At 39.8% G+C, this 24,034-nt stretch carries 20 protein-coding genes; 1 reads left to right on the top strand and 19 read right to left on the bottom strand.

Annotation, left to right across the window (positions count from 1 at the left end; genetic code table 11):
- Nucleotides 1–74: 74 nt before the first annotated feature.
- Nucleotides 75–1,625, bottom strand: coding sequence for an acyl-CoA carboxylase subunit beta (locus ACFYKT_RS04060; protein ID WP_389215816.1), 1,551 nt, complete (start codon nucleotides 1,623–1,625; stop codon nucleotides 75–77).
- Nucleotides 1,626–1,629: 4 nt separating this feature from the next.
- On the bottom strand, nucleotides 1,630–2,040 hold the full coding sequence (gene mce / locus ACFYKT_RS04055) for a methylmalonyl-CoA epimerase (RefSeq protein ID WP_389215813.1): 411 nt from the start codon (nucleotides 2,038–2,040) through the stop codon (nucleotides 1,630–1,632).
- A gap of 219 nt (nucleotides 2,041–2,259) precedes the next feature.
- Here mce and prli42 point away from each other — a divergent pair, with 219 nt between their 5' ends.
- Entirely contained in the window at nucleotides 2,260–2,355 is a 96-nt protein-coding gene (prli42, locus tag ACFYKT_RS04050; RefSeq protein WP_389215810.1) for a stressosome-associated protein Prli42, read from the top strand.
- 261 nt (nucleotides 2,356–2,616) lie between these two features.
- Here the strand turns inward: prli42 and ACFYKT_RS04045 are convergent, their stop codons facing one another.
- The 17 genes from ACFYKT_RS04045 to ACFYKT_RS03965 form a co-directional block, all read right to left on the bottom strand.
- Nucleotides 2,617–3,120 (bottom strand): L,D-transpeptidase, encoded by a 504-nt coding sequence (locus ACFYKT_RS04045; protein WP_389217019.1) that lies wholly within the window; start codon nucleotides 3,118–3,120, stop codon nucleotides 2,617–2,619.
- Nucleotides 3,121–3,153: 33 nt separating this feature from the next.
- Nucleotides 3,154–4,149, bottom strand: a complete 996-nt coding sequence (locus ACFYKT_RS04040; RefSeq protein ID WP_389215807.1) for an aromatic acid exporter family protein — start codon at nucleotides 4,147–4,149, stop codon at nucleotides 3,154–3,156.
- A gap of 112 nt (nucleotides 4,150–4,261) precedes the next feature.
- Nucleotides 4,262–4,984, bottom strand: a complete 723-nt coding sequence (locus ACFYKT_RS04035) for an amino acid ABC transporter ATP-binding protein (RefSeq protein ID WP_389215804.1) — start codon at nucleotides 4,982–4,984, stop codon at nucleotides 4,262–4,264.
- A complete protein-coding gene (locus ACFYKT_RS04030; protein WP_389215802.1) occupies nucleotides 4,977–5,636 on the bottom strand; it encodes an amino acid ABC transporter permease in 660 nt (219 codons plus the stop codon). The genes ACFYKT_RS04035 and ACFYKT_RS04030 overlap by 8 nt, the downstream gene beginning before the upstream one ends.
- Nucleotides 5,637–5,838: 202 nt before the next feature.
- The gene (locus ACFYKT_RS04025; protein WP_389215799.1) at nucleotides 5,839–6,627 is read right to left on the bottom strand and encodes a transporter substrate-binding domain-containing protein; all 789 of its coding nucleotides are present in this window, start codon (nucleotides 6,625–6,627) and stop codon (nucleotides 5,839–5,841) included.
- A 229-nt stretch (nucleotides 6,628–6,856) separates the two neighbouring features.
- Nucleotides 6,857–7,294, bottom strand: a complete 438-nt coding sequence (locus ACFYKT_RS04020; RefSeq protein ID WP_389215796.1) for a BrxA/BrxB family bacilliredoxin — start codon at nucleotides 7,292–7,294, stop codon at nucleotides 6,857–6,859.
- A gap of 277 nt (nucleotides 7,295–7,571) precedes the next feature.
- Complete coding sequence (gene meaB / locus ACFYKT_RS04015; protein ID WP_389215793.1) at nucleotides 7,572–8,693, bottom strand: methylmalonyl Co-A mutase-associated GTPase MeaB; 1,122 nt, start codon at nucleotides 8,691–8,693, stop codon at nucleotides 7,572–7,574.
- Entirely contained in the window at nucleotides 8,686–10,887 is a 2,202-nt protein-coding gene (gene scpA / locus ACFYKT_RS04010; RefSeq protein ID WP_389215790.1) for a methylmalonyl-CoA mutase, read from the bottom strand. Before scpA ends, meaB begins: the two co-directional genes overlap by 8 nt.
- Complete coding sequence (locus ACFYKT_RS04005; protein ID WP_389215787.1) at nucleotides 10,880–12,721, bottom strand: methylmalonyl-CoA mutase family protein; 1,842 nt, start codon at nucleotides 12,719–12,721, stop codon at nucleotides 10,880–10,882. Before ACFYKT_RS04005 ends, scpA begins: the two co-directional genes overlap by 8 nt.
- Nucleotides 12,722–13,142: 421 nt before the next feature.
- Nucleotides 13,143–14,468: a dihydrolipoamide acetyltransferase family protein gene (locus ACFYKT_RS04000; protein WP_389215783.1), complete on the bottom strand. Its 1,326-nt coding sequence runs from the start codon at nucleotides 14,466–14,468 to the stop codon at nucleotides 13,143–13,145.
- Between the two features lie 254 nt (nucleotides 14,469–14,722).
- Complete coding sequence (locus tag ACFYKT_RS03995) at nucleotides 14,723–15,706, bottom strand: alpha-ketoacid dehydrogenase subunit beta (protein WP_389215780.1); 984 nt, start codon at nucleotides 15,704–15,706, stop codon at nucleotides 14,723–14,725.
- A gap of 15 nt (nucleotides 15,707–15,721) precedes the next feature.
- The gene (locus tag ACFYKT_RS03990) at nucleotides 15,722–16,717 is read right to left on the bottom strand and encodes a thiamine pyrophosphate-dependent dehydrogenase E1 component subunit alpha (RefSeq protein WP_389215777.1); all 996 of its coding nucleotides are present in this window, start codon (nucleotides 16,715–16,717) and stop codon (nucleotides 15,722–15,724) included.
- Between the two features lie 58 nt (nucleotides 16,718–16,775).
- Entirely contained in the window at nucleotides 16,776–18,194 is a 1,419-nt protein-coding gene (lpdA, locus tag ACFYKT_RS03985) for a dihydrolipoyl dehydrogenase (protein WP_389215774.1), read from the bottom strand.
- Nucleotides 18,195–18,366: 172 nt separating this feature from the next.
- Nucleotides 18,367–19,473 (bottom strand): butyrate kinase, encoded by a 1,107-nt coding sequence (buk, locus tag ACFYKT_RS03980; RefSeq protein WP_389215771.1) that lies wholly within the window; start codon nucleotides 19,471–19,473, stop codon nucleotides 18,367–18,369.
- Between the two features lie 183 nt (nucleotides 19,474–19,656).
- Nucleotides 19,657–20,751 carry a branched-chain amino acid dehydrogenase gene (gene bcd, locus ACFYKT_RS03975; RefSeq protein ID WP_389215768.1) on the bottom strand — a complete coding sequence of 365 codons (1,095 nt, stop codon included), beginning with the start codon at nucleotides 20,749–20,751 and terminating at the stop codon, nucleotides 19,657–19,659.
- Nucleotides 20,752–20,779: 28 nt separating this feature from the next.
- Nucleotides 20,780–21,682 carry a phosphate butyryltransferase gene (yqiS, locus tag ACFYKT_RS03970; protein ID WP_389215765.1) on the bottom strand — a complete coding sequence of 301 codons (903 nt, stop codon included), beginning with the start codon at nucleotides 21,680–21,682 and terminating at the stop codon, nucleotides 20,780–20,782.
- A 159-nt stretch (nucleotides 21,683–21,841) separates the two neighbouring features.
- A complete protein-coding gene (locus ACFYKT_RS03965; protein ID WP_389215762.1) occupies nucleotides 21,842–23,908 on the bottom strand; it encodes a sigma 54-interacting transcriptional regulator in 2,067 nt (688 codons plus the stop codon).
- Between the last annotated feature and the right edge of the window lie 126 nt (nucleotides 23,909–24,034).

Raw genomic sequence — 24,034 nt, 5'->3', positions numbered from 1 at the left:
TAGTATACCTTTGTAGCGCCTGTTTGCAAATATTATGAGAATATCTAAGTAAAATATTCTCCTCCTTATTTGACTTACAGCGGAATATTCCCATGCTTCTTTTTCGGTCTCGTTTCTCTCTTATTCTTCAACATTTCAAGTGCTTGAATGAGCTTAATTCGAGTTTCACGAGGGTCAATCACATCATCAACCATCCCTCTGCTTGCAGCAACATAAGGATTGGCAAACTTTTCGCGGTATTCTTCAATTTTCTGCGCTCTTGTTGCTTCAGGATCCTCACTATTTTGAATTTCCCTAGCAAAAATAATATTAGCTGCCCCTTGTGGACCCATGACTGCTACCTCTGCATTTGGCCAAGCAAAAACGAGATCTGCACCAATTGATTTACTATTTAACGCCACATAAGCCCCGCCAAACGCTTTACGCAAAATCACCGTTAACTTAGGAACTGTTGCTTCTGAATAAGCATATAAAATCTTCGCTCCATGACGAATGATCCCGCCATGCTCCTGTTTCACTCCAGGGAAGAATCCTGTAACATCCTCGAATGTGATCAGCGGAATATTGAATGAATCACAGAAACGGATGAATCTTGCTGCTTTGTCAGATGAATCAATATCAAGACCGCCAGCCATGAATTTCGGCTGATTGCAAACGAGTCCGACAACCTCTCCTTTGATTCGCGCTAATCCAACAACAATATTCTTTGCAAAATCCTGCTGAACCTCCATAAAGGAATCAGCATCCACTATCTGTTCGATTACTTTTCTAACATCATAAGGCCGAACGGCATCAAATGGAATCACATCTGTTAAATCTGGTCGATAATCTTCATCCGTACTCGCTTCCACACGCGGAGGCTTTTCCTCATTGTTTTGTGGAAGAAAGCTTAATAATCGTCTCACTTGCTCGATTACTTCTTCTTCTGTTTCGCCTTTAAAATGAGCATTTCCACTAATCGTATTATGTACGCGTGCACCACCCAAATCTTCAGGTGAAATTTGCTCTCCTGTTACTGTTTCTATCACCTTCGGACCGGTAATAAACATTTGGCTCGTTTTCTCTACCATGAAAACAAAATCCGTAATCGCTGGCGAATAAACAGCTCCTCCCGCACAAGGTCCCATAATAACAGAGATTTGTGGAATCACCCCTGAATAAATGGAGTTCCGGTAAAAGATATGGCCATAGCCGTCCAAGGAAACGACACCTTCCTGAATTCTCGCACCGCCAGAATCGTTCAAACCAATAAAAGGCGCACCATTCTCAGCAGCCAAATCCATCACATTGGCAATTTTTTTTGCATGCATCTCTCCAAGTGCTCCTCCAAATACGGTGAAGTCTTGGGAGAATAAGAAAATCGGTCTGCCATTTACCTTTCCATAACCGGTCACTACCCCGTCTCCTGGTCCTTTTTGTCCCTCAAGCCCGAAGTCTGTGCATCGATGTTCGATAAACGGATTTAATTCGACAAATGTACCTGGATCAACTAGTAATTCAATTCGTTCTCTAGCTGTCAGCTTTCCTTTTTCATGCTGCTTGGCAATTCGATCATCGCCTCCGCCTAATTCTATTTCTCTGCGGCGGTCATATAGTTCATCAATTTTTTCATAGATGTCAGTCATGATCTTAATTCAATCCTTTCTTCTCACAAAATTCATAAAGGATGCTTCCCGTTGATTTAGGATGAATAAAGGCTACTTGTGCCCCGCCTGCTCCTGTTTTTGGCACATCCTGGATCATTCGAATGCCTTTTTCCTTCATCTCATTTATTCTTTCTTGAATGGAATCCACACCAAGTGCCACATGATGCAGACCCTCTCCACGCTTTTCAATAAATTTCGCAACAGCGCTCTCTGCACTTGTTGGCTCTAATAACTCAAGCTTTGTTTCACCAGCTTTAAGAAACGCAACCTTTAATTTTTCACTCTCCACCTCTTCTATTCCAATAAGCGGAAGTTGGAGAATTTCCGTATAAAAAGGCAGTGCTTCCTCAAGTGAACGGACAGCAATGCCAATATGATCGATCTTTTTAATCAATTCGTTCCCTCCATTACGAAATGCAAAAAGCACTTTATTATAAAAAAACACCCTACATTCAAAAATTATACACTTTTTATTATAATAGGAATATACTGATACTTTATTTATTCGCTAATTATGTCGAAAATCCTTCTTTAAATTCGAGCGGTTGTTCATTTTGATTTTTCCTAGTAAAATAGGGACAAGGGAAATGTTATTATAGGAGGGGTATTTTCATTGTCTAATAGAAAGATGCGAAAAATGGTTGTTTATTTAATGATTGCTGCTATGCTAGCCTCGACGCTACTTATTGGTTTATCCATGTTTTTATAATTAGAAGTTTCCATACAAAAAGGGACTGCATAGTCCCTTTTTGTATGGAAACATTGTAGCTGATAGTTGGTAGAGGTTGATTTGCGCTCCAGGTGCTCGCTTTCCGCGGGGTGGGCGCCCGGCCTCCTCGACGCTAAAGCGTCTGCGGGGTCTCAACTGTCCCACACTTCCCGCAGGAGTCTCGCACCTTCCGCTCCAATCAACTAACTTTTTCTTCAACTGAAAACATGTTCAAAAACAAAATTTTTCTAGAAAAGATTCTTATTTAATTGCACCATGGGCCCTTGCTAGCTGTTCGAAGTTTTCTGAGGTGGTTGTGATTAATATTTTTGTACCGAGAGGAATGATGTCGTATAGTGATTCGATTCCTTCGTTTTGCAGCCGGATACAGCCAAGGGATACGTATTGACCGATTGAGGATGGATCATTTGTGCCATGTATTCCATATGTTCGTCCATCTGTATCATTTGCATCGAATCCAATCCATCTTGTTCCTAACGGATTATTGGGATCATTCCCTTTAATATTCTTTTTTCGATAATAAGGGTCCTTCGCCTTTACTGTAATTGTAAATAATCCTTCAGGTGTTAAGTCCTCTGTTTTGCCGGTAGCTGCAGAAATCACCGTCTGTACTTTATTTTCATTAATAAAGGCTACTTCATTTGTCTTTTTATTAACAATGACGAATGGGTCACCAGGAAGTGGATTTGTCCCTAATGGCCAAATGGGTGAGAGAACAAATGCGATCAGCAATGAGGAAATCATCTTTAGCAAACGATCACCGCCTCTGTTTTCCCTTTAGTTTGTACCTGTTTCAGTAGGTTGATTCGTTTTTGTTTCACGTGCTAGCTCTTTTGATGAACTTTTTATCCATAAGTACTGTTCCATTTCTTGTACAAATTGATAAAGAGCTGCCCGTTCTTCAAACTCTTCTCTTGTTTTCGGTAAATCCATTTTTTTAAATAAAGCTTTCATATCATATAATTTGTCTAGAAACCGGTTTGCCGTATTACCCGGATGAATATTCTCTGCAAGCTCTTCGATAAAGTCAGCAACCATATCCACTTGCGAAGCTGTATATGAAATGGACGTAATAATCGGAAGAACCCGTTCAATAATCTCAAATTGTTTTTCACGCATTTTAAAATAGTGATGATATACATTTTCGTTTTGGAGAAATCGATTTTCAACATCCCTAAATGCCAGGGACTCTGCTTCATTAATTAATTGTGCAGTCTCCGTAATTTCGATCCCATCCCAATTGCTTTCATTTGTCCGCAAATAGATGACAATTTCTTCAAAAATCCGCTTGAAATTTTCTTCAATTTGGATTTGGTATTCCTTTAATTTCTCATCAAGACTCGGCATATATAGATTGGCAAGAAGCGCAACACCGATGCCGATCGTTATAATCCCTAATTCATTTAAAAGGATATCTCTCGTAACTTCCCCAGCAGAATAGATATGCAGAATAATGACACTGCTCGTCACAATCCCATCACTCACTTTCAGCATGACTGCTGTTGGAATGAAAAGCAGCAGCAGAAAGCCAATCATGATCGGATGATAAGCCATTCCCTCAAATATAACGGTAGAAAATACCATTGCCAGCAAACAAGCAAAAAAACGATTCCATGAAGTCTTTAATGATTTTTTCTTTGTGACCTGGATGCAAAGAATGGTTAGAATACCCGCAGAAACATAGTTATCAAACCCAAGAATCTGAGCAAGAATAATCGATGCCGTTGTACCAATAGCTGTTTTTATTGTTCTATATCCTATTTTAAATTTCATATTAAATAAACCCCTATAATTCCAATTTCTTCTGAATAGCATCTATCCAATTATGCCCAAAAAAATAGAAGATGATCATTTAAGATCATCTTCATACAATTAATTATACAATTTAAAGCATTTTTTGCAAGAAATCCTTCGCACGATTTGAGTTCGGATTTGTAAAAAATTCATTTGGAGGCGCATCCTCCACAAGCACTCCTCCATCCAAAAAGAGGACTCGGTCAGCAACCTCTCTAGCAAATCCCATTTCATGAGTAACAATCGCCATCGTCATTCCCGTATGGGCTAATGACTTCATAACATCTAACACTTCTTTAACCATTTCTGGATCAAGAGCTGATGTTGGCTCATCAAACAGCATAACCTCAGGCTGCATGGCTAAAGCACGTGCTATCGCGACCCTTTGCTTTTGTCCCCCAGATAGACGGCCAGGGTATTCATTTGCTTTCTCAGACAATCCTACTTTTGCTAGCAGCTCCAATCCGATTTTCTCTGCTTCTTGCTTGGATTGGCCTTTCACCTTCATCGGTGCATAAGTTAAATTCTCAAGAACCGATTTATGAGGGAATAAATAAAAATGCTGAAAGACCATCCCTACATTTTGACGAACCTTCATGATATTCGTTTTTTTATCAGTTATATCAAGGTCATTAATTAAAATATGTCCTGCTGTTGGTTTCTCCAGCAAATTCATACAGCGGAGAAAAGTAGACTTTCCTGATCCTGATGGACCGATAATCGCGACAACTTCTCCCTCTTTTATCGATGTTGTTATCCCTTTAAGTACTTCGAGCTTTCCAAACTGTTTATACAAATTGTCAATCTTAATCACCGCGTCTCATCCTCCTTTCAACCACTTTTCCAAGGATTGTTAATGTAATGACCATGATGTAATAAATGAGACCAGCTAATAATAATGGTTCAATGAAACGGAACTTGTCCGCACCAACCTGATAGGCTCTACGCATAATATCCATGACCCCAATCGTGGTCACAATAGCCGATTCCTTTGTCAGCGTAATAAATTCATTCATTAATGCTGGCAAAATATTTTTCAAAGCCTGAGGCAAGATGATATTGAGCATCATTGGGCGATAAGGTACGCCTAATGCCATCGCTGCTTCACTTTGTCCTTTATCCACAGCCAGGATACCAGCACGGATAATCTCGGAAATATAAGCAGCTGAATTGAAACCAAAGGCTAATACGGCTGCAATATACGGTTCAATTTGGTACCCGAATATTTGTGGAGAACCAAAGTAAATGATCATCAGCTGCAAAACTAAAGGCGTCCCACGGAAGATAGATGTATAGATATCCGCAATCCAACCAAGTGCTTTAATGGAGCTAATTTTAAATAATGATAGAATAATTCCAAGTAAAAACCCTAATAGACCTGCCAATGCGACAATTTGGAGTGTCACACCAATTCCTCTTAATATATATGGCAGGGAAGGGAGAATCGCTGTAAAATCAAAGTTCATCCTGCTACAATCCTCTCGCTAAGAAATGCGCAAGCGCTCTGTATTCCCGGCAAGTGAATAACCTTGGGGGAGAACAGCGAACTTGCGCTAGACCATTGTCTGTCTAAAAAATACTCACTTTACCGATAAAGTTTATAAGGGCAAAAACGTTCAGAAGCTGAATTTCTTCTGAACGTTTTTTATAGGCTAGGCCAGCTTCAAATCACTCGCCTTCAAACCATTTTTTAAAGATCTCATCTAGTTCACCGTTATCCATCATTTCTTTTAACGCTTTATTAAATTCTTCCGTTAATTCACTGTCCTTCGGAAGAGCAATAGCATAGCCGCCATCAGCGTCCTCGATCGTGAAACCTTCGATGTCCTCATTGTTATCTAAGTACCCTTTAGCAACTGTATCTTCAATAATTGCTGCATCAAAACGTCCAGCTTTAATCTCTTGAATTAGTTCAGGAATGCGGTTGCGGTTTTCAACTTTCATATCTACTTCTTCCGCTAATTCCTTCGCTTTATCCTCTTGAATGGATCCTAATTGTGCGCCAACATTTTTGCCTTTAAGGTCCTCTACCTTCGTAATGCCGCTATCCTTTTTAGAAACGATCATATGTTTAGAAGTATAATAGATTTCACTGAAATCTACGCTCTTTTTTCTTTCATCAGTAGCTGACATCGCAGATAGAACAAAATCTGCTTGTCCAGATTGAAGCGCCTGAATTAATCCGCCGAAATCCATATCACGGATTTCAAACTCATACCCTAGCTTTTCAGTTACTGCTTTGGCAATATCAATATCAATCCCGATAATGTCATCACCTTTTGCCGTATCAATAAATTCAAATGGCGAATAGTCCGCTGATGTTCCCATCGTTAGCACTTTTTTGTCAGAATCCTTCGCATCGGATCCGTTAGATGATTTCTCATCGCTTGTACCACATGCTGCTAGTAAACCCATTAATAGAATACTAATGAAAAAGAATGAGACTATTTTCTTCATATTTATTTTCCCCCTATAACTTTTCTGAAAATTAATAAAATTGCCTATTACCTATTATTATCGATTAATTATTAATTTTCAAGTATCAATTGCAAATTAATAATTATTCACTTGAATGTATTTTAACACGATATCATATTTATGCAATAGTATTTTTAAATATAATTCTAGTGAAACAGTTTAATTTTCAGACAGAAAAAAAAAAGCCTCATCCTCGAGGCTTTTTCCATTATAGATCTTCGCAATATTGCTCAAATGCATTTTGAAGTTTTTGGACAACAGCCATTGGTTCGTGGCCTTCAATATCGTGTCTTTCAACCATTGTACAAAGCTTCCCGTCTTTTAATAAAGCAAAGGAAGGTGATGATGGCGGATATCCTGTAAAGAAGCTGCGTGCTGCTTCCGTTGCATCTTTGTCCTGACCTGCAAATACAGTCACTAAATGATCTGGACGCTTATCATAGTGAAGGGAATGGGCTGCAGCTGGTCGAGCAATTCCTCCAGCACATCCACAAACAGAATTAACCATTACAAGCGTTGTGCCATTTTGGGCAAATGCCTTTTCAACGTCTTCTGCCGACTTTAATTCGGTATAGCCCGCATTAACTATTTCTTGGCGCGCATTTGTTACTACATCATTCATAAATAAATTAAAATCCATATTCATTTGTATGATCGCTCCTTTTTGTATGTAAAATTACCATAACTACATCATACCAATAGATGTACATTCTTTTCAATGCTGAGAGCTTTAATCGCGATTTGCAAATATATTTAGTCATTCGCAATGATTATAAGTGATTTCACAAGAATAGTTCATTTTTTTTGCAAAAATAATGTGTTTATCGCAAAATTAGCTGGGGATTCTGCAAAATAGTAAACATCAAAGATTGTTATTATCAGCAAAATAAAACTAAAAAAGCTGTCAATGGACAGCTTTTCTATTATTTATCTATCGAAAAGACTTGGAATAATTCCTCTACTGCCGATGTCACCGTTCTGGTGCCTGAAATTACTTCATTTTCCATTTGCGGCAGCAGTGGTTTCACATCTTGGTGGTTGAAAAAGCTAAATTGCAGCTGGTCGATAATCATTGCGTAAATCCATTCCTTCGTTTGTGCTCTCCTTCTTTCTTCAAAAACACCAGAACCCTTAGTCATATCCTCAAATGCTTGGATCGTTTCCCAGACGTCACTCATTCCTTCATGAAACATGGCCGAACAGGTGACCGCTCTTGTTTGCCATCCTTTTGTTGCAGGCTGAAGGAAATGGAGAATCCGATTGTATTCCGCTTTCGTCTTCAATGCTAATCGTTTATTTTCTCCATCTGCTTTATTAACAAGAACAGCATCTGCCAGCTCCATAATTCCTTTTTTCATCCCTTGCAGCTCATCACCGGCACCAGTCAAAACTAACAGCATGAAAAAATCAACCATATCTCTAACAATGACTTCACTTTGGCCAACTCCGACAGTTTCAACAAGAATAACATCGAAACCAGCTGCCTCGCACAGAGTAATCGTTTCTCGCGTTTTCCGGTGAACCCCTCCCAGCTTTCCAGCTGAAGGAGAAGGACGAATAAATGCCCTTGGATTCCGTGAAAGCTGCTCCATTCTCGTCTTGTCCCCAAGAATGCTGCCTCCGCTTATACTCGAGCTTGGATCAACGGCAAGCACGGCAACCTTCAACCCTAAGTCACATAAAAAAGTGCCAAATGCTTCAATAAACGTACTTTTGCCCGCACCGGGAACACCTGTAATTCCAATTCGGATGGCTCCCCCTGAATGAGGAAGAAGCTTTTGCAAAAGGGCTTGGGCATCGCGAAAATGATGCTCTGCATTACTTTCAATTAAAGTAATCGAACGCGCTAATAAGCTTCGATCTCCCTTCAGGATGCCCTCAGCTAATTCTTCAATATTTTGATTGATTCGATTCTTCTTTTGAAAGCGGCCATTTTTAACAAAACGAGAAGGATTTTGCTCGGCTTGAACACCTTTTCTTACTGCACTTGCAAAATGTTCCGGATTTTTCTCATCATACCATTCTGGTCTTTTATCTTTATCCATTTTCCTGTGCCACTTCCTCATATCCAAGGCGGCTATAAATTGTTCGAATCACCTTTTGCGCTGCTACTGGTATGACAGTTCCTGGCCCGAATATGGCAGCAGCACCGTGGTCTAATAAATATTGATAATCCTGAGCAGGAATCACTCCGCCCAGTACAACAAGAATATCTCCTCTTCCTAGCTTCTCAAGCTCTTCAATTAACTGTGGAAGAAGGGTTTTATGTCCTGCCGCAAGCGAGCTCATGCCAATGACATGAACATCATTTTCCACTGCTTGTCTTGCTGTTTCTTCAGGAGTTTGGAATAGAGGGCCGATATCTACATCAAAGCCTAAGTCTGCGAACGCCGTGGCAATCACTTTTGCTCCACGGTCATGGCCGTCCTGTCCCATCTTCGCAACTAGAATACGCGGTCTTCTTCCTTCATTTTCTAAAAATTCATCTGTCATTTGCTTTACTTCAGCAATCTCTTCTTCATTAGAGAACGCTGAGCTATACACACCACTTATCGAACGAATAATCGCCTTATGACGGTTAGCTACTTTTTCGATTGCATACGAAATTTCTCCAAGTGTTGCCCTCACTCTTGCTGCCTGAACAGATAGATCCAGTAAATTCCCTTCTCCTGTTTCAACTGCTTTTGTAATGGCTTCTAAGGCTTGATTCACTTTCTCCTCATCTCGTGCTGCCTTTAAACCTTCTAGCTTCTCAATTTGTTTCAAACGAACAGCTGTATTATCAATATCAAGGATTTCAATTGGCTCCTCTTGATCAAGACGATATTTATTCACACCGATAATCGTTTCTTTCCTCGAGTCAATTTGCGCCTGTCTTCGTGCTGCTGCCTCTTCGATTTTCATCTTAGGAAGGCCTGTTTCGATTGCTTTAGCCATCCCGCCCAGATTTTCGATTTCTTCAATATGCTCCCAAGCCCGTTTGATTAACTGACCAGTTAGAGCCTCCACATAATAAGAACCAGCCCATGGATCAATCACATTCGTAATTCCCGATTCCTCCTGAAGAAAAAGCTGTGTGTTTCGTGCAATGCGAGCAGAGAAATCAGTCGGCAAAGCAATGGCTTCATCAAGTGCATTCGTATGAAGGGATTGCGTATGGCCCATCGCAGCTGCATGTGCTTCAATTAGTGTTCTCGTCACATTATTAAATGGATCCTGCTCGGTTAAGCTCCAGCCTGATGTTTGTGAATGCGTTCTTAAGGCCATTGATTTTGAATTTTTCGGTTCAAATGTTTTCATCATTTTTGCCCAGATAAAACGAGCTGCTCGCATTTTGGCTACTTCCATAAAGTAGTTCATCCCAATCGCCCAGAAGAAAGAGAGTCTTGGTGCAAAGGAATCAATATCAATTCCTGCTGACAGCCCTGTTCTCACATACTCTAAACCATCGGCAAGTGTATAAGCTAATTCAATATCAGCTGGCGCTCCTGCTTCTTGCATATGATAGCCAGAAATACTAATACTATTGAACTTCGGCATGTATTTAGATGTATACTCAAAAATATCTGCAATAATTTTCATAGAGATTTCTGGTGGATAAATATATGTATTACGGACCATATACTCCTTTAAAATATCATTTTGAATCGTGCCTGAAAGCTTGTCCTGACTCACGCCCTGTTCCTCTGCCGCCACAATAAAGAAGGCCATTACAGGAAGGACTGCTCCATTCATCGTCATGGAAACAGACATTTGATCTAAAGGAATCCCATCAAACAGCGTTTTCATATCAAGAATAGAGTCAATTGCCACACCCGCTTTTCCAACATCCCCTACTACCCTCGGATGGTCTGAATCATAGCCTCTATGTGTCGCAAGGTCAAAGGCAACGGATAGACCTTTCTGCCCCATCGCTAGATTCCGGCGATAAAAAGCATTGCTTTCTTCCGCAGTTGAAAATCCAGCGTACTGACGGACAGTCCAAGGTCTGTTCACATACATAGTCGGATACGGTCCGCGTGTATAAGGCGGCAGCCCTGGCTTTCCATCCAGATGCTCTAAATCTTCTAAATCATCTTCAGTGTAGAGTGGCTTTACATGAATATGTTCATACGTTTCAAACAGGAGATCGTCAATCGATTCATTTAATTCCTCCTGTACCTTCTCTTGCCACTCTTCCTTTGATCCATGCTTACGATCAAAAAGAGAAATATGTTTAAAATCTGGTTTCTTACTCATTGATTGCCGCCTCCATTTCGCTGAGCAAGGAAGTTAATATTTCATAACAATTGCTTTTCATATGAATAAATTGCTCAATTCCCGCCTGCTTTAACTTCGCTTGTTTGCTTTCCTCAGGCAGACCTGCCAAGAGCAGTCTCACATGAGGATACTTTTCCTTTATTAAGTGAATCATTTGCAGTGCCGACTCATCATATTGCTTGTCGGTTCCACTTAACACATAATATTGCAGATTTGATTCCTGAATAAATGGTAAAACGGCTTCGGATTGATTGATATTTGGACTTTTAATCGTTGCTATTCCACCTGGGGCAAGAAAGCCTGTCATGAAATCTGTTCTCGCTTTATGCTCCTTAAGCTCTCCCATACAAAGAAGGCCAATTTTCGGTGCACTGCCAGACTGTTCCAATCTACTAGCTGCTTTGCGTAGCTTTTCGAATGGCTCTGATAAACGAACCTGGGGCAAAGCATGATTTGCTTCTGGAAATTCTTTAGGATTCTCTAATGGATGATCATTGAGATTGGCATACATATTCGTACCGATCACGCTTTGTTTCCGCTTGAACATATCTTCGTTTCTTTTTTTCATCACTTCCGCAATTTGTTCTTGCAGCCATCCTGTTTTCAACACTTCAGTAATTCCGTCTTTCTCATCAATTTGCAGAAACAGTGCCCATGCCTTTTCCGCAAGCTCATTTGTCAGACTCTCCACATACCATGAACCACCTGCTGGGTCGACAATATTCTTTAAATGGGCTTCTTCTTTTAAGATAAGTTGAGTATTTCGTGCAATTCTCTCAGAAAATGGCGTTGATTTTCCTTCGGGCTCATTAAATGAGCTTACATGCAGGAATTGAACTCCACCTAAAACGGCTGCAAATGCTTCATTACCAGCTCTTAGCAAATTCACATATGGATCGTAAGCTGTTTTTGTAAAAGCAGAGGTTTCAGCTGAAATCACCATTTTTTGATCTTTTTCCTTCGCTCCATATGCCTCAACTATCTTGCTCCATAGCATTCTTGCCGCACGTAGCTTGGCAATTTCCATAAAAAAGTTTGCACCGATGGAAAATTTAAAAACTACTTTTGATAATATTTTCTCTAGGGACACCCCTCTTTCAAAAAGCTCCTCTAGATATTGAACACCAGTAGATAACGCAATAGCCAATTCTTGAACAGCATTTGCCCCTGCTTTATGATACACACTTGTATCAATTAGGATTGTTCTTAAATGGGGCATTTTTTGATCTATTGCCTCGATCATTTCAGCCCATTTGTCATATTCATGATTCCACTTGTCACTAGATGCTGTTTGTAGGATGTCCATGGCAATATAGCCTGAAACTTTTTTGCATTCAGCTAAATTAGCTAATTTCTCTAAGATTTCTGCTTGATATTCGCCTGCTTCGATACTAAAAGAATATTTTGTATAGATGTCATCGATAATGGTTTCAAAGCTCTCCAAATTATTCTTGTTAATAGGAAAAGAAATCGCCGTTTGCCCCCGTTCAAACGAGGCATGCAATTTTTGTCGAAGTTCATCTCCATTTTCAGCATCCATTCTTTGTGCTACCTTCCATTCCTTTGACATGTAGCCCAGTGGATCTGCCCCTCTTCTGAAATCAGACTGTCCTGGATATTGCCAGAAATCCTTTAATTCCATATCCTCTTTCGAATAAAGCGGTTTCAAAGGAATGTTTTCATATGTATGTTTGGTTAAGGAAGTAATGGATTTCCCTTTTAATGATTCTTCTGATTTTTGCTTCCATGTCTCCAGTGATTGTGTTTCAAAAGTTTCATTAATCATCTTATTTAATGTCATCTTGACTGCCAAAAAATCGACAGCTTTCCCCCCTTACCTATTAGCTCGCATGTAGCAGAGAATTATATTAAAATTCTAAATTATCATTACGTAATTATTTTAATATACATACGAAAAACAAGCAATTCGTGATTAAGCTGGAAATTGACTAACTTTTTAGAGCGTAACTGATTTATGTTACTTCCTTTTCCATTTTTATACTTTTAAAAGACCTAAACTAGATTTATGTGACCCTTTTTTCTATTTATTTACTTTTTTTGAATCTATAGTTGACATATGAAACCGATATCCCCACTTCCTTCCATTTCTAAGCTCTAAAATAGTTTTATGAACCCTGATAATCCATTAATATCCATTATTAGGTTCTATCCCTGAGTTTTTTGCAAAAAAAAATCCGCTGCAACTAAAATTGCAGCGAATCTTTTCATCTATATTAATATACAGATGTATTTTCTTTTGAAGTATTTTCAAGGATTTCTTTCACACGTTTTAAGAAGTTACCACATACAAGGCCGTCTAAAACGCGGTGGTCAAGTGACATACATAGGTTAACCATGTCACGAACAGCGATCATTCCGTTATCCATAACAACTGGGCGTTTTACAATAGATTCAACTTGTAAAATTGCAGCTTGTGGATGGTTGATGATACCGTTTGATTGGATAGAACCAAATGAACCAGTGTTATTTACTGTGAATGTACCACCAGACATTTCTGCTCCAGTTAGTTTACCTGCACGTACTTTACCTGCAAGCTCACCAATTTCACGAGCGATGCCTTTGATTGTTTTTTCATCCGCATTTTTGATAACTGGAACGAATAATGCATCTTCAGTTGCAACTGCGATTGAAAGGTTAATATCTTTCTTCTGAACGATCTTATCGCCAGCCCACATAGAGTTGATCATTGGGTAATCTTTAAGAGCTTGAGCAACAGCTTTTACGAAGAAAGCAAATGGTGTAAGGTTGAAGCCTTCTTTCTTCTTGAAGTCAGCTTTTAATGAATTACGGAAATTCATTAGGTTTGTAACGTCAACTTCAATCATTGTCCAAGCGTGTGGAGCTTCATGCTTAGATTTAAGCATGTTTGCAGCGATTGCTTTACGTACGCCAGATACTGGGATTTCGATATCGCCAGGTACGACTGGTACATTTGTTGGAGCAGCTGATTTAGCAGGTGCCGCTGCTGCCTTTGGAGCAGGAGCTGCTGCTGCTTGTGGAGCTGCCTCTTGTACAGGTGCTGCTGGAGCAGTGCCTGCTTTTGGAATATTTCCAGACTCAATAAGTGCATTTAAGTCTTTACGAGTAATACGGCCGCCAGCACCTGTACCAGCAACTTGACTTAAATCAATGCCATGCTCTTGAGAAAGCTTAAGAACTGCTGGTGAGAAACGTGCTCCGCTATTGTCAGTTTTTGCAACTGGAGCTGCTGCTGCAGGAGCTGGAGTACTAGCTGCCGGTGCTACTGGTGCTTCAGCCGCTGGTGCTGCTGGCGCTTCAGGAGCTGCCGATGCTCCGCCTTCAGTTTCAATAGTAAGGATTACTTCATCAACTTCGTAAGTTTCTCCTTCTACAGCAATCAATTCTTTAATAACACCATCAAAAGAAGATGGTACTTCTGAGTTTACTTTATCTGTCGTTACTTCTGCTAATGGATCATATTTTTTTACTTTATCGCCAACAGAAACGAACCATTGATTGATTGTACCTTCTGTTACACTTTCCCCAAGCTTGGGCATTTTAATTTGTTCGATAGCCAATGGAATTGACCTCCTTCAAGCATTTATATTTCTAGTTGTGTCTTATCAAGTTAGGCAGGCACCTTCGCTTGTTATGTTCAGCTAGGGTGCCTTTGGTTTTCTTTTGTCTAGCTGCGGCTTCGCTTTTCTTTTGTCTAGCTGCGGCTCCTAGCCCCTCGAGGTCATAAGCCATTCAGCTGATGGGAAGAAAATCGCTTCCCATCATCTGACTGTCTTATGCTTGTCGGGGCTGAACAGTCGCCTTCGCTTTTCTTTTAGTACTCAGCTAGCTCGCGTGCTGCTTTTTCTACTTTATCTGGGTTAACCATGAAGAATTTCTCCATTGTAGGAGCATATGGCATTGCAGGTACATCAGGACCAGCAAGACGCATAATTGGCGCATCAAGATCAAATAGGCAGTTTTCAGCAATGATTGCTGCCACTTCACCCATAATGCTTCCTTCTTTAGTATCTTCAGTTAATAATAATACTTTACCTGTTTTTGAAGCAGCTTCGATGATTGCTTCTTTATCAAGTGGATATACAGTTCTTAAATCAAGAACATGTACAGAAATGCCGTCTTTAGCTAATTTTTCAGCAGCTTGAAGAGCGAAATGTACACATAGACCGTAAGTGATGATTGTTAGGTCTTCTCCTTCACGCTTCACATCTGCTTTACCGATTGGCAATACATAATCATCTTCAGGAACTTCGCCCTTGATTAGACGGTATGCACGCTTATGTTCGAAGAATAGAACTGGATCTTCGTCACGGATTGCTGCTTTAAGTAATCCTTTTACATCATATGGAGTAGAAGGCATAACAATTTTCAAACCAGGTTGGTTCGCAAAAACAGCCTCTACAGATTGTGAGTGGTATAACGCACCATGTACGCCACCGCCATAAGGTGCACGGATAACCATTGGACAGCTCCAATCGTTATTTGAACGGTAACGAACTTTTGCTGCTTCAGAAATAATTTGGTTGACAGCTGGCATAATGAAATCAGCAAATTGCATTTCTGCGATTGGACGCATTCCGTACATTGCTGCTCCCACACCTACACCCGCGATTGCAGATTCTGCAAGTGGTGCATCAAGTACACGATCTGCACCAAATTGATCATATAAACCATTAGTAGCTTTAAATACGCCACCCTTTAAACCAACATCTTCACCTAAAACAAAAACCTTTGGATCTCTTTCCATTTCTTCACGGATAGCCATTGTAACCGCGTCAATATATGAAATAACAGCCATGTTTGTTCCTCCTTACTATTCTGCGTATACGTATTTCAATGCATGTTCTGGTTCTGCATATGGTGCACTTTCAGCATAATCAGTTGCATCATCAACAATAACCATAATACGATCGTTCATTTCTTTTTCTTTTGCATCATCTAAGATTCCGTTTTCTTTCAAATAAGCAGCGAAAGTGATGATAGAATCTTTTGTTTTTGCTTCTTCAACTTCTTCACGTGAACGATATGGACGATCATCATCATCGGAAGAGTGAGGAGTTAAGCGGTATGACACTGTTTCAACTAATGATGGACCTTCTCCGCGACGACCTCTATCAGCTGCTTCCTTAACTGCTTTAAATACAGCAAGTGGGTCATTTCCATCAACAGTGATTCCTGGCATGCCATAACCAATTGCACGATCAGAAACTTTTTCACATGCTAATTGCTTTTCAATTGGAATAGAGATAGCATATTTATTATTTTCACACACGAAAATAACAGGAAGTTTGTGTACACCAGCAAAGTTTGCCCCTTCATGGAAGTCACCTTGGTTAGAAGAACCTTCACCAAATGATACAAAAGTAACTAAATCTTTTCCTTCCATTTTTCCAGCTAAAGCTATTCCTACAGCGTGAGGAACTTGTGTAGTAACTGGTGAAGAACCTGTTACGATGCGGTTTTTCTTTTGGCCAAAGTGTCCTGGCATTTGACGTCCGCCTGAGTTTGGATCTTCTGCTTTTGCAAATGCAGAAAGCATTAAATCTCTTGCAGTCATACCAAAAGTTAATACAACACCTAAATCACGGTAGTATGGAAGAGCATAATCCTTCTCTGTATCAAGTGCGAACGCTGCACCAACTTGAGCAGCCTCTTGACCTTGACATGAAATAACAAATGGAATTTTTCCAGCACGGTTTAAAAGCCACATACGCTCATCAATACGGCGTGATAAAAGCATCATTTCATACATTTCCAATACTTTTTCATCGCTTAAACCTAATTCTTTATGACGATTTTTCTTAGCCATTTAATAACCTCCTAAATAAATATGTAGCAGAGAGCTAAAAGGGTAGCTCCCCATATTTTTATCCATGAATTGCTTTTCCATCCACAGCTAATGCTGCTTCACCAATTGCTTCTGATAATGTTGGGTGAGGATGGATTGTGTGTGCCACTTCCCAAGGTGTAGCATCAAGAACTTTAGCTAGACCAGCTTCAGAAATCATGTCTGTAACATGTGGTCCAATCATGTGCACGCCTAGGATATCATTTGTTTCTTCATCAGCAACAATTTTCACAAAGCCATCAGATTCGCCGAAAACTAGCGCTTTTCCAATTGCTTTGAATGAGAATTTACCAGTTTTAACTTTAAAGCCTTTTTCTTTCGCTTGATCTTCTGTGATCCCAACACTTGCAGCTTCAGGAGCACTGTAGATACATTTTGAAACAAGGTCATAATCGATTGGATGTGGATTTTCTCCAGCAATATGTTCAACAGCAACGATTCCTTCATGTGAAGCTACGTGTGCTAGTTGAAGTCCGCCGATTACATCACCAATTGCATAAATATGAGATTCTTTCGTTTGGAAGTATTCATTTGTTGCGATATAGCCTTTTTCAACTTGGATATCTGTATTTTCAAGGCCAATTCCTTCAACATTTGCTTGACGTCCAACAGAAACAAGAACTTTTTCAGCTGTAAATTCTTTCTGCTCACCTTTAACCTCAGCAGAAATTGCTACAGTATCTCCTTGTTTAAGTGTTTCAGGAAGAACTTTTGCACTTGTTACGATTTTTACGCCTTTTTTCTTCATCAGACGTTGCATTTCTTTCGAAATTTCTTTGTCTTCTGTAGGAATGATGCGATCTGCATATTCAATAACTGTTACATCTGAACCGAAGTCAGCAAGCATTGAAGCCCACTCGATTCCGATTACGCCACCACCAACAATGATGATAGAAGCTGGGATTTCTTCCATTGATAATGCTTCATCAGAAGTCATTACTTTGCCGCCGATTTCAAGACCTGGCAATGTACGTGGACGAGAACCAGTTGCAACGATTACGTTTTTCGGAACTAGCATTGCATTGTCTTCACCGTTATTCATTTCAACAGAGATTGTTCCAGGCATTGGAGAGAAAATAGATGGTCCAAGAATTCGTCCTAAACCTTCATATACATCAATTTTCCCTTGCTTCATTAGATGTTGAACACCTTTATGAAGTTGATCAACGATTTTGCCTTTTCTTTCTTGAACTTTAGTGAAGTTTACAGAAACATCACTAGTCAAGACTCCAAATTCTTCGCTATGTTTTGTTTGAGCATATACTTCAGCACTGCGAAGTAAAGCTTTACTTGGAATACACCCTTTATGTAGGCATGTTCCGCCAAGCTTCCCTTTTTCTACTAAAGCAGTTTTTAAACCAAGTTGTGAAGCACGGATAGCAGCTACATAACCACCAGTACCCCCACCAAGGATGACTAAATCATATTCTTCTGCCACAATATTTCCTCCTATTCAGAAAAGCGCAAGCGCCTTGCTCACCCCCGACAAGCACAAGACGAGCCTCCCGGAAAGGTGTTCTTTACCTTTCTGGGAGGATTGGCTTGTGACCTCGAGGGGGTAGGCGCTGGAGCTAGACAGTATTTAAACTATAAAAAGTTAACTGCTCTTATTAAACAGTAGCCTCTACATTCACATTTCCTGGATATACTTTTTCTTTTTCTTCTCCACGAAGTACACGAAGGGCACCTTCTGCAAGAGCTTGTAATTCATCTTCGCCAGGCTGAACGATAACGTCCGCGATCCAGCTAATACGGTCGCTGATTTCTTTTACGAAGCCCTTCCCGTAAGCAAGACCACCAGTAATGATGATGGCATCAACTTTCCCATTAAGAACTGCACTAGCAGAACCGATTTCTTTAGCCACTTGATATGCCATAGCTGAATAAACAAGCTTCGCATTTTCGTCGCCAGCTTCAATCATTTTTTCTACTTTTACAGCATCATTCGTACCTAGATAGCCAACAAGTCCGCCTTGACCAACTAGCTTCTTCATGATTTCTTCACGGTAGTATTGACCTGAATAGCATAGTGACACTAAATCACCAACAGGTACTGTTCCAGCACGTTCTGGGCTGAACGGGCCTTCCCCATGTAAACCGTTGTTTACGTCAATTACTCGACCTTGTTTATGCGCACCAACTGTAATCCCCCCACCCATATGGGTAATGATTAAGTTGAGTTCTTCATACTTTTTCCCTAAATCTTTTGCCACTCTACGCGCTACCGCTTTTTGGTTTAAGGCGTGGAAAATACTTACTCGTTCAACTAGAGATAATCCTGAAATACGAGCAATTGGCTCCATTTCGTCAACAACAACTGGGTCAACGATATAAGAAGGGATATTTAAAGCAGTTGCGATCTCATATGCTAAGATCCCGCCAAGATTGGAAGCATGCTGTCCAGAAAAACCTTCACGTAAATCTTCTAGCATTGCATCATTTACATTGTAAGTTCCGCCTTCGATTGGTCTTAGCAATCCGCCGCGACCACAAACAGCACTTAGTTTCGATATATTAAAGCCTTCTTGATCCAATGTTTCAAGAATAGCGTTTTTTCGGAATTCATATTGATCAATAATATTTTCAAATGTGTTAATTACGTCTGTATCATGGCGTAATGTTTTTTCTAAAATTGAAACATCATTATCGAAAACTCCAATTTTCGTTGAAGTAGAACCTGGGTTGATAACGAGAATTCGATGTCCTTGTTCTTGCACAGTTAAACCTCCATTAAAAACAGATCCCCCATCAGATTTCAAAGATGATAATCCGCTGGAATAGATGGCTGTTTCGTTATTTCTAAATGAGTCAAAGGCGCTGAATCCTATTATTCAGCGCTTCGACCCTTATTATCGTAAGTTTTATTGATTGTGTTGATATTACACTTCCGCTTTTCTTAATTAACGGTGGCTTAGGATGTTGCGGCCGTTTTGTAGGAATTGGCTGCGAGATTGTTGAACTCTTGCAATTCTTTCTTCAGCCATACGGTCAGCTGCTTTATAAGTAGGGATACCATCGCGTTTTGAGATTTCCATAACTTTTGCAATTGTATCGTAAAGTCCTTCAACTTTCTTCATTGCACGTTCAGCATTGTAGCCGTATAATTCATCAGCAACGTTAATAACGCCACCAGCATTGATTACATAGTCAGGTGCATAAACGATACCCATTTCATGGATGATGTCACCGTGACGTTCTTCTTTTAATTGGTTGTTAGCAGAACCAGCGATAACTTTTGCTTTGAATTGTGGAATTGTATCATCATTTACAGTTGCGCCAAGTGCACATGGAGCATAGATATCACATTCAACGCCGTAAATTTCATCTGGATCAACAGCTTTAGCACCGAAGTCATTAACAGCACGTTGAACAGCTTCTTTGTTGATATCAGTAACGATTAATTGAGCGCCTTCTTCATGTAAATGTTTACATAGGTGGTATGCAACGTTACCTACACCTTGTACTGCAACTACTTTACCTTCTAAAGAATCAGTACCGAATGCTTCTTTAGCTGCTGCTTTCATCCCTACATAACAACCGTAAGCTGTTACTGGAGATGGGTTACCTGATGAACCGAATGCAGGAGAAATTCCTGTTACGAATTTAGTTTCTTCGTGGATAAGATCCATATCAGCAACAGTTGTACCTACATCTTCAGCAGTGATGTAACGGCCATTTAAGCCTTGAACATAGCGGCCAAATGCACGGAACATTTCTTCGTTCTTATCTTTACGTGGATCGCCGATAATAACTGTTTTACCACCGCCAAGGTTAAGACCAGCAGCAGCATTTTTGTAAGTCATTCCTTTTGCAAGACGAAGAGCATCTTCAATTGCAGCCTCTTCTGATGCATATGTCCACATACGAGTACCACCAAGTGCTGGTCCTAATGTAGTGTCATGAATAGCAATGATTGCTTTTAAACCTGAAGTTTTATCTTGGCAGAATACCACTTGTTCGTAATCATATTTCTCTAGATATTTGAAAATTTCCATTGTTAAATTCCTCCCAATTATATGTGTATTATTTAGATGCAGAGCAAATTGCTAATGCTAGTGAGTATAGCTTACTTTCAGCTGAATCAGCTCTAGATGTTAAAACAATTGGTGCTTTTGCTCCAGCTATCACAGCTCCAACCTTTGCTTTTGCAAAATAGATCAGTGATTTGTAAAGGGCATTTCCTACTTCAATCGTTGGCACTAACAAAATATCTGCTTGTCCAGCGACGTCGCTTTTTATTCCTTTATGTTCAGCAGCAGTTAAAGATACTGCGTTATCTAAAGCAAGTGGACCATCTACAATACAGCCTGTCAGCTGGCCACGCTTATTCATCGTGGTTAATGCTGAAGCATCTAATGTTGCCTGCATCGCTGGGTTTATTACCTCAACAGCTGCAAGTGGAGCAACACGCGGTGTATCGACACCAATACTTTTCGCTATGCCAACTGCGTTTCTTGTAATTTGAGCCTTTTGCTCCAAATCTGGTGCAATATTCATTGCTGCATCGGTTACAATTGTAAACCGGTCAAAGCCTGGAACTTCGAAAACAGCAACATGTGATAATACGCCACCAGCACGCAAACCATATTCTTTATTTAGAACAGCTTTTAATATGGTAGCTGTCGGAACATTCCCCTTCATTAATACATTCGCTTCATTCAACTTAACTGCTTTAACCGCATGCTCGGCTGCAGAAGCATTTGAATGCGTATGAATGATTTGAAGTTTTTCATGATTAGCTAAATCGCCATGCTCTTCCATAATTTGAAGAATTTTTTCTTTATCTCCAAATAGTAAAAACTTTGCTAAGTTTCGTTTGAGCGCTTCAGCGACAGCTTCAATTACTTCGTGATCCTCTGCGGCAGCAACTGCTACAGTTTTTTCTTCGTATTGGGTTGCTCTCTGTATAAGCGAATCCAATTTCAATAATCTCAACCCCTTTACTCAAAAGCACTTACACTTTCATTCAATTACATGTTGCTACACTCATTCTTTTAATATGCAAGAAGTGTGCCAAGTTGAAAAGATGATGAAACCGCTTTTTTCGACAAAATTAGACATGAAAAAAATTGCATACATTGAAAATTATTGCATGCCAATATTTGCAATGCCGTATTTTTCAAGCTTATAATACAAATTTCTAACCGATAAGCCAAGTGACTTAGCTGTCATCGTTTTATTCCCCTCCATTTGCTTGAGGGTTTGGTAAATTAATCTTTCCTCATACTGCTCAACAAGCTGTGCTAATGTTTTATTGCCTTTTTCTTCTTCTTCCATTTGTGTGTGTGTGTTGTGTTCCTTCTTAATTAATTCAGGAACATGGTGTTCATCAAGGTTGATGTCATTATAATTCATAAAAATAATGGCTCTTCCAAGAATATTATCAAGCTCCCTCACATTGCCTGGCCAATCATATTCCATTAGTTTTTTTAAAGCAGCTTCTGTAACACTTTCGACATTACGCCCATATTCTTGGTTGATTTTATGAATAAGCCTCTGGCAAAGTAATGGAATATCTTCCTTCCTTTTTCGGAGGGAAGGGATGTGAATAGGCATTCGATTAAGCCTATAATATAAGTCTTCCCTAAAAGTTCCGTTCGCAATTCCTTTTTCTAAATTTACATTTGTTGCTGCAATTACCCTGACATTTATCGGAATGGCCTTTGTTCCTCCAACACGGGTGATTTCTTTCTCTTGCAGAACTCTTAATAGTTTTGCCTGTGTATTGGCCGCTAGTTCTCCAATTTCATCCAAGAAAATACTCCCGTTATTTGCTTCTTCAAACAGACCTCTTTTCCCGCCTCGTTTAGCTCCTGAAAACGCCCCCTCTTCATAGCCAAAAAGCTCACTTTCTAAAAGGGATTCTGATAAAGCCGCACAGTTCACACGGATAAACTTATTGTATTTTCGGTCACTGCCATTATGGATCGCATGGGCAAATAGTTCTTTCCCTGTTCCCGATTCCCCTCTTAACAGAACGGTTGCTGGTGTTTTTGCACCAAGTCTTGCTTGTTCGACTGCGATCGTCATTTCCTCCGAATGTCCAATAATGTCCTCAAATGAATATTTAGCTTCAAGGGTACGAATAATTTGCCGTGCTCGATGCAATTCTCTGTTTAATGTTTCAATTTCAGAAACATCATGGATGACACCGACACTTCCTTTTATTATTCCGTCAACAATAACAGGTGCAACGTTTACTACCACTTCTTTCTTATTAGGTCCAACTCTCATTGCCACCCCGCGAACAGCCCTTCTAGTTTGAAGAACTTTCATATGTACACTTTCCCCTTCAGAAATATCAGTCGTTGCTGGCTGTCCAATGATCTCATCTTCTGAAAGTCCGGTAATACGGGAATAGGCAGGATTGATTAACAAGCCTTTTCCATTTTCATCTACAACAGAAATGGCTTCATCACTTGATTGAATAATTGCTTGAAGCATCGTTTGAATTTCTTTTAAATTTGTTATCTCCTCTGCAAGCTTCATCACATCGGTTATATCCTTGAATACAGAAAAAGCGCCAATTACCTCATTGTTCTCGCCAATCATTGGAATTCTTGTAGTTATAACCTTTAATCCATTATTTAATATCAGCTCTTGGTTCGCTTCAATGCGCCTAGTCTCCATTACTCGCTTTAAATGACTTTTTGTAATGATTTCATCAATTGGCCGACCAATTGCATTTGCCCGCTTAACGCCAGTCATTTTCTCTGCACTCCGGTTAAAAAGGATTACTTCAGTATTTAGATTGATACCAATCATCCCATCGCCAGTTGTGTTAAAAATCAAGTCGCGTTTATACGTCTCATTCTCAATACTTGCAATCAGCGTTTCCTTTTCCTCGATAAGCCCTGCAATTAAGAACGCTACACTTCCTGGAATTAATACAGAGTTTTGCCTTTTGGCTTCGCGAAGGTCAAGAAAAACATCTTGTTTGCCTGTCACTTCTACAATGATATCAATATCCTGTTTAATAAACTTCCGCCAATCCGTCCCAGTTGGAATCCCTTCTTGAATGGCTATTTCTAGTCCTGGAGCTTTAGGATCACTATCAACGACAGCAACTACCTTTAACATTGCGGTCTCTCTCATTATCTTTAAGATCGCTGAACCACCCTTGCCTGCCCCAACAATCATTACTGTCTGCATTTAATGTCCCCACCTTTAACTGCTTGAAAATTATTTCGTGAATTTTCATTTAATTGCGCAAGTTATTTCATATACTCTTATTTTAGACTTGATTCTTGCGCTTGACAAATCTCTCATTTAATTTAA

This window comes from Cytobacillus mangrovibacter, from assembly GCF_042865275.1.
In the GTDB taxonomy this organism is placed as follows: Bacteria; Bacillota; Bacilli; order Bacillales; family Cytobacillaceae; genus Cytobacillus; species Cytobacillus mangrovibacter.
Note: the sequence above shows the minus strand (reverse complement) of the source record. Positions and strands in the feature narration are given on the sequence as shown.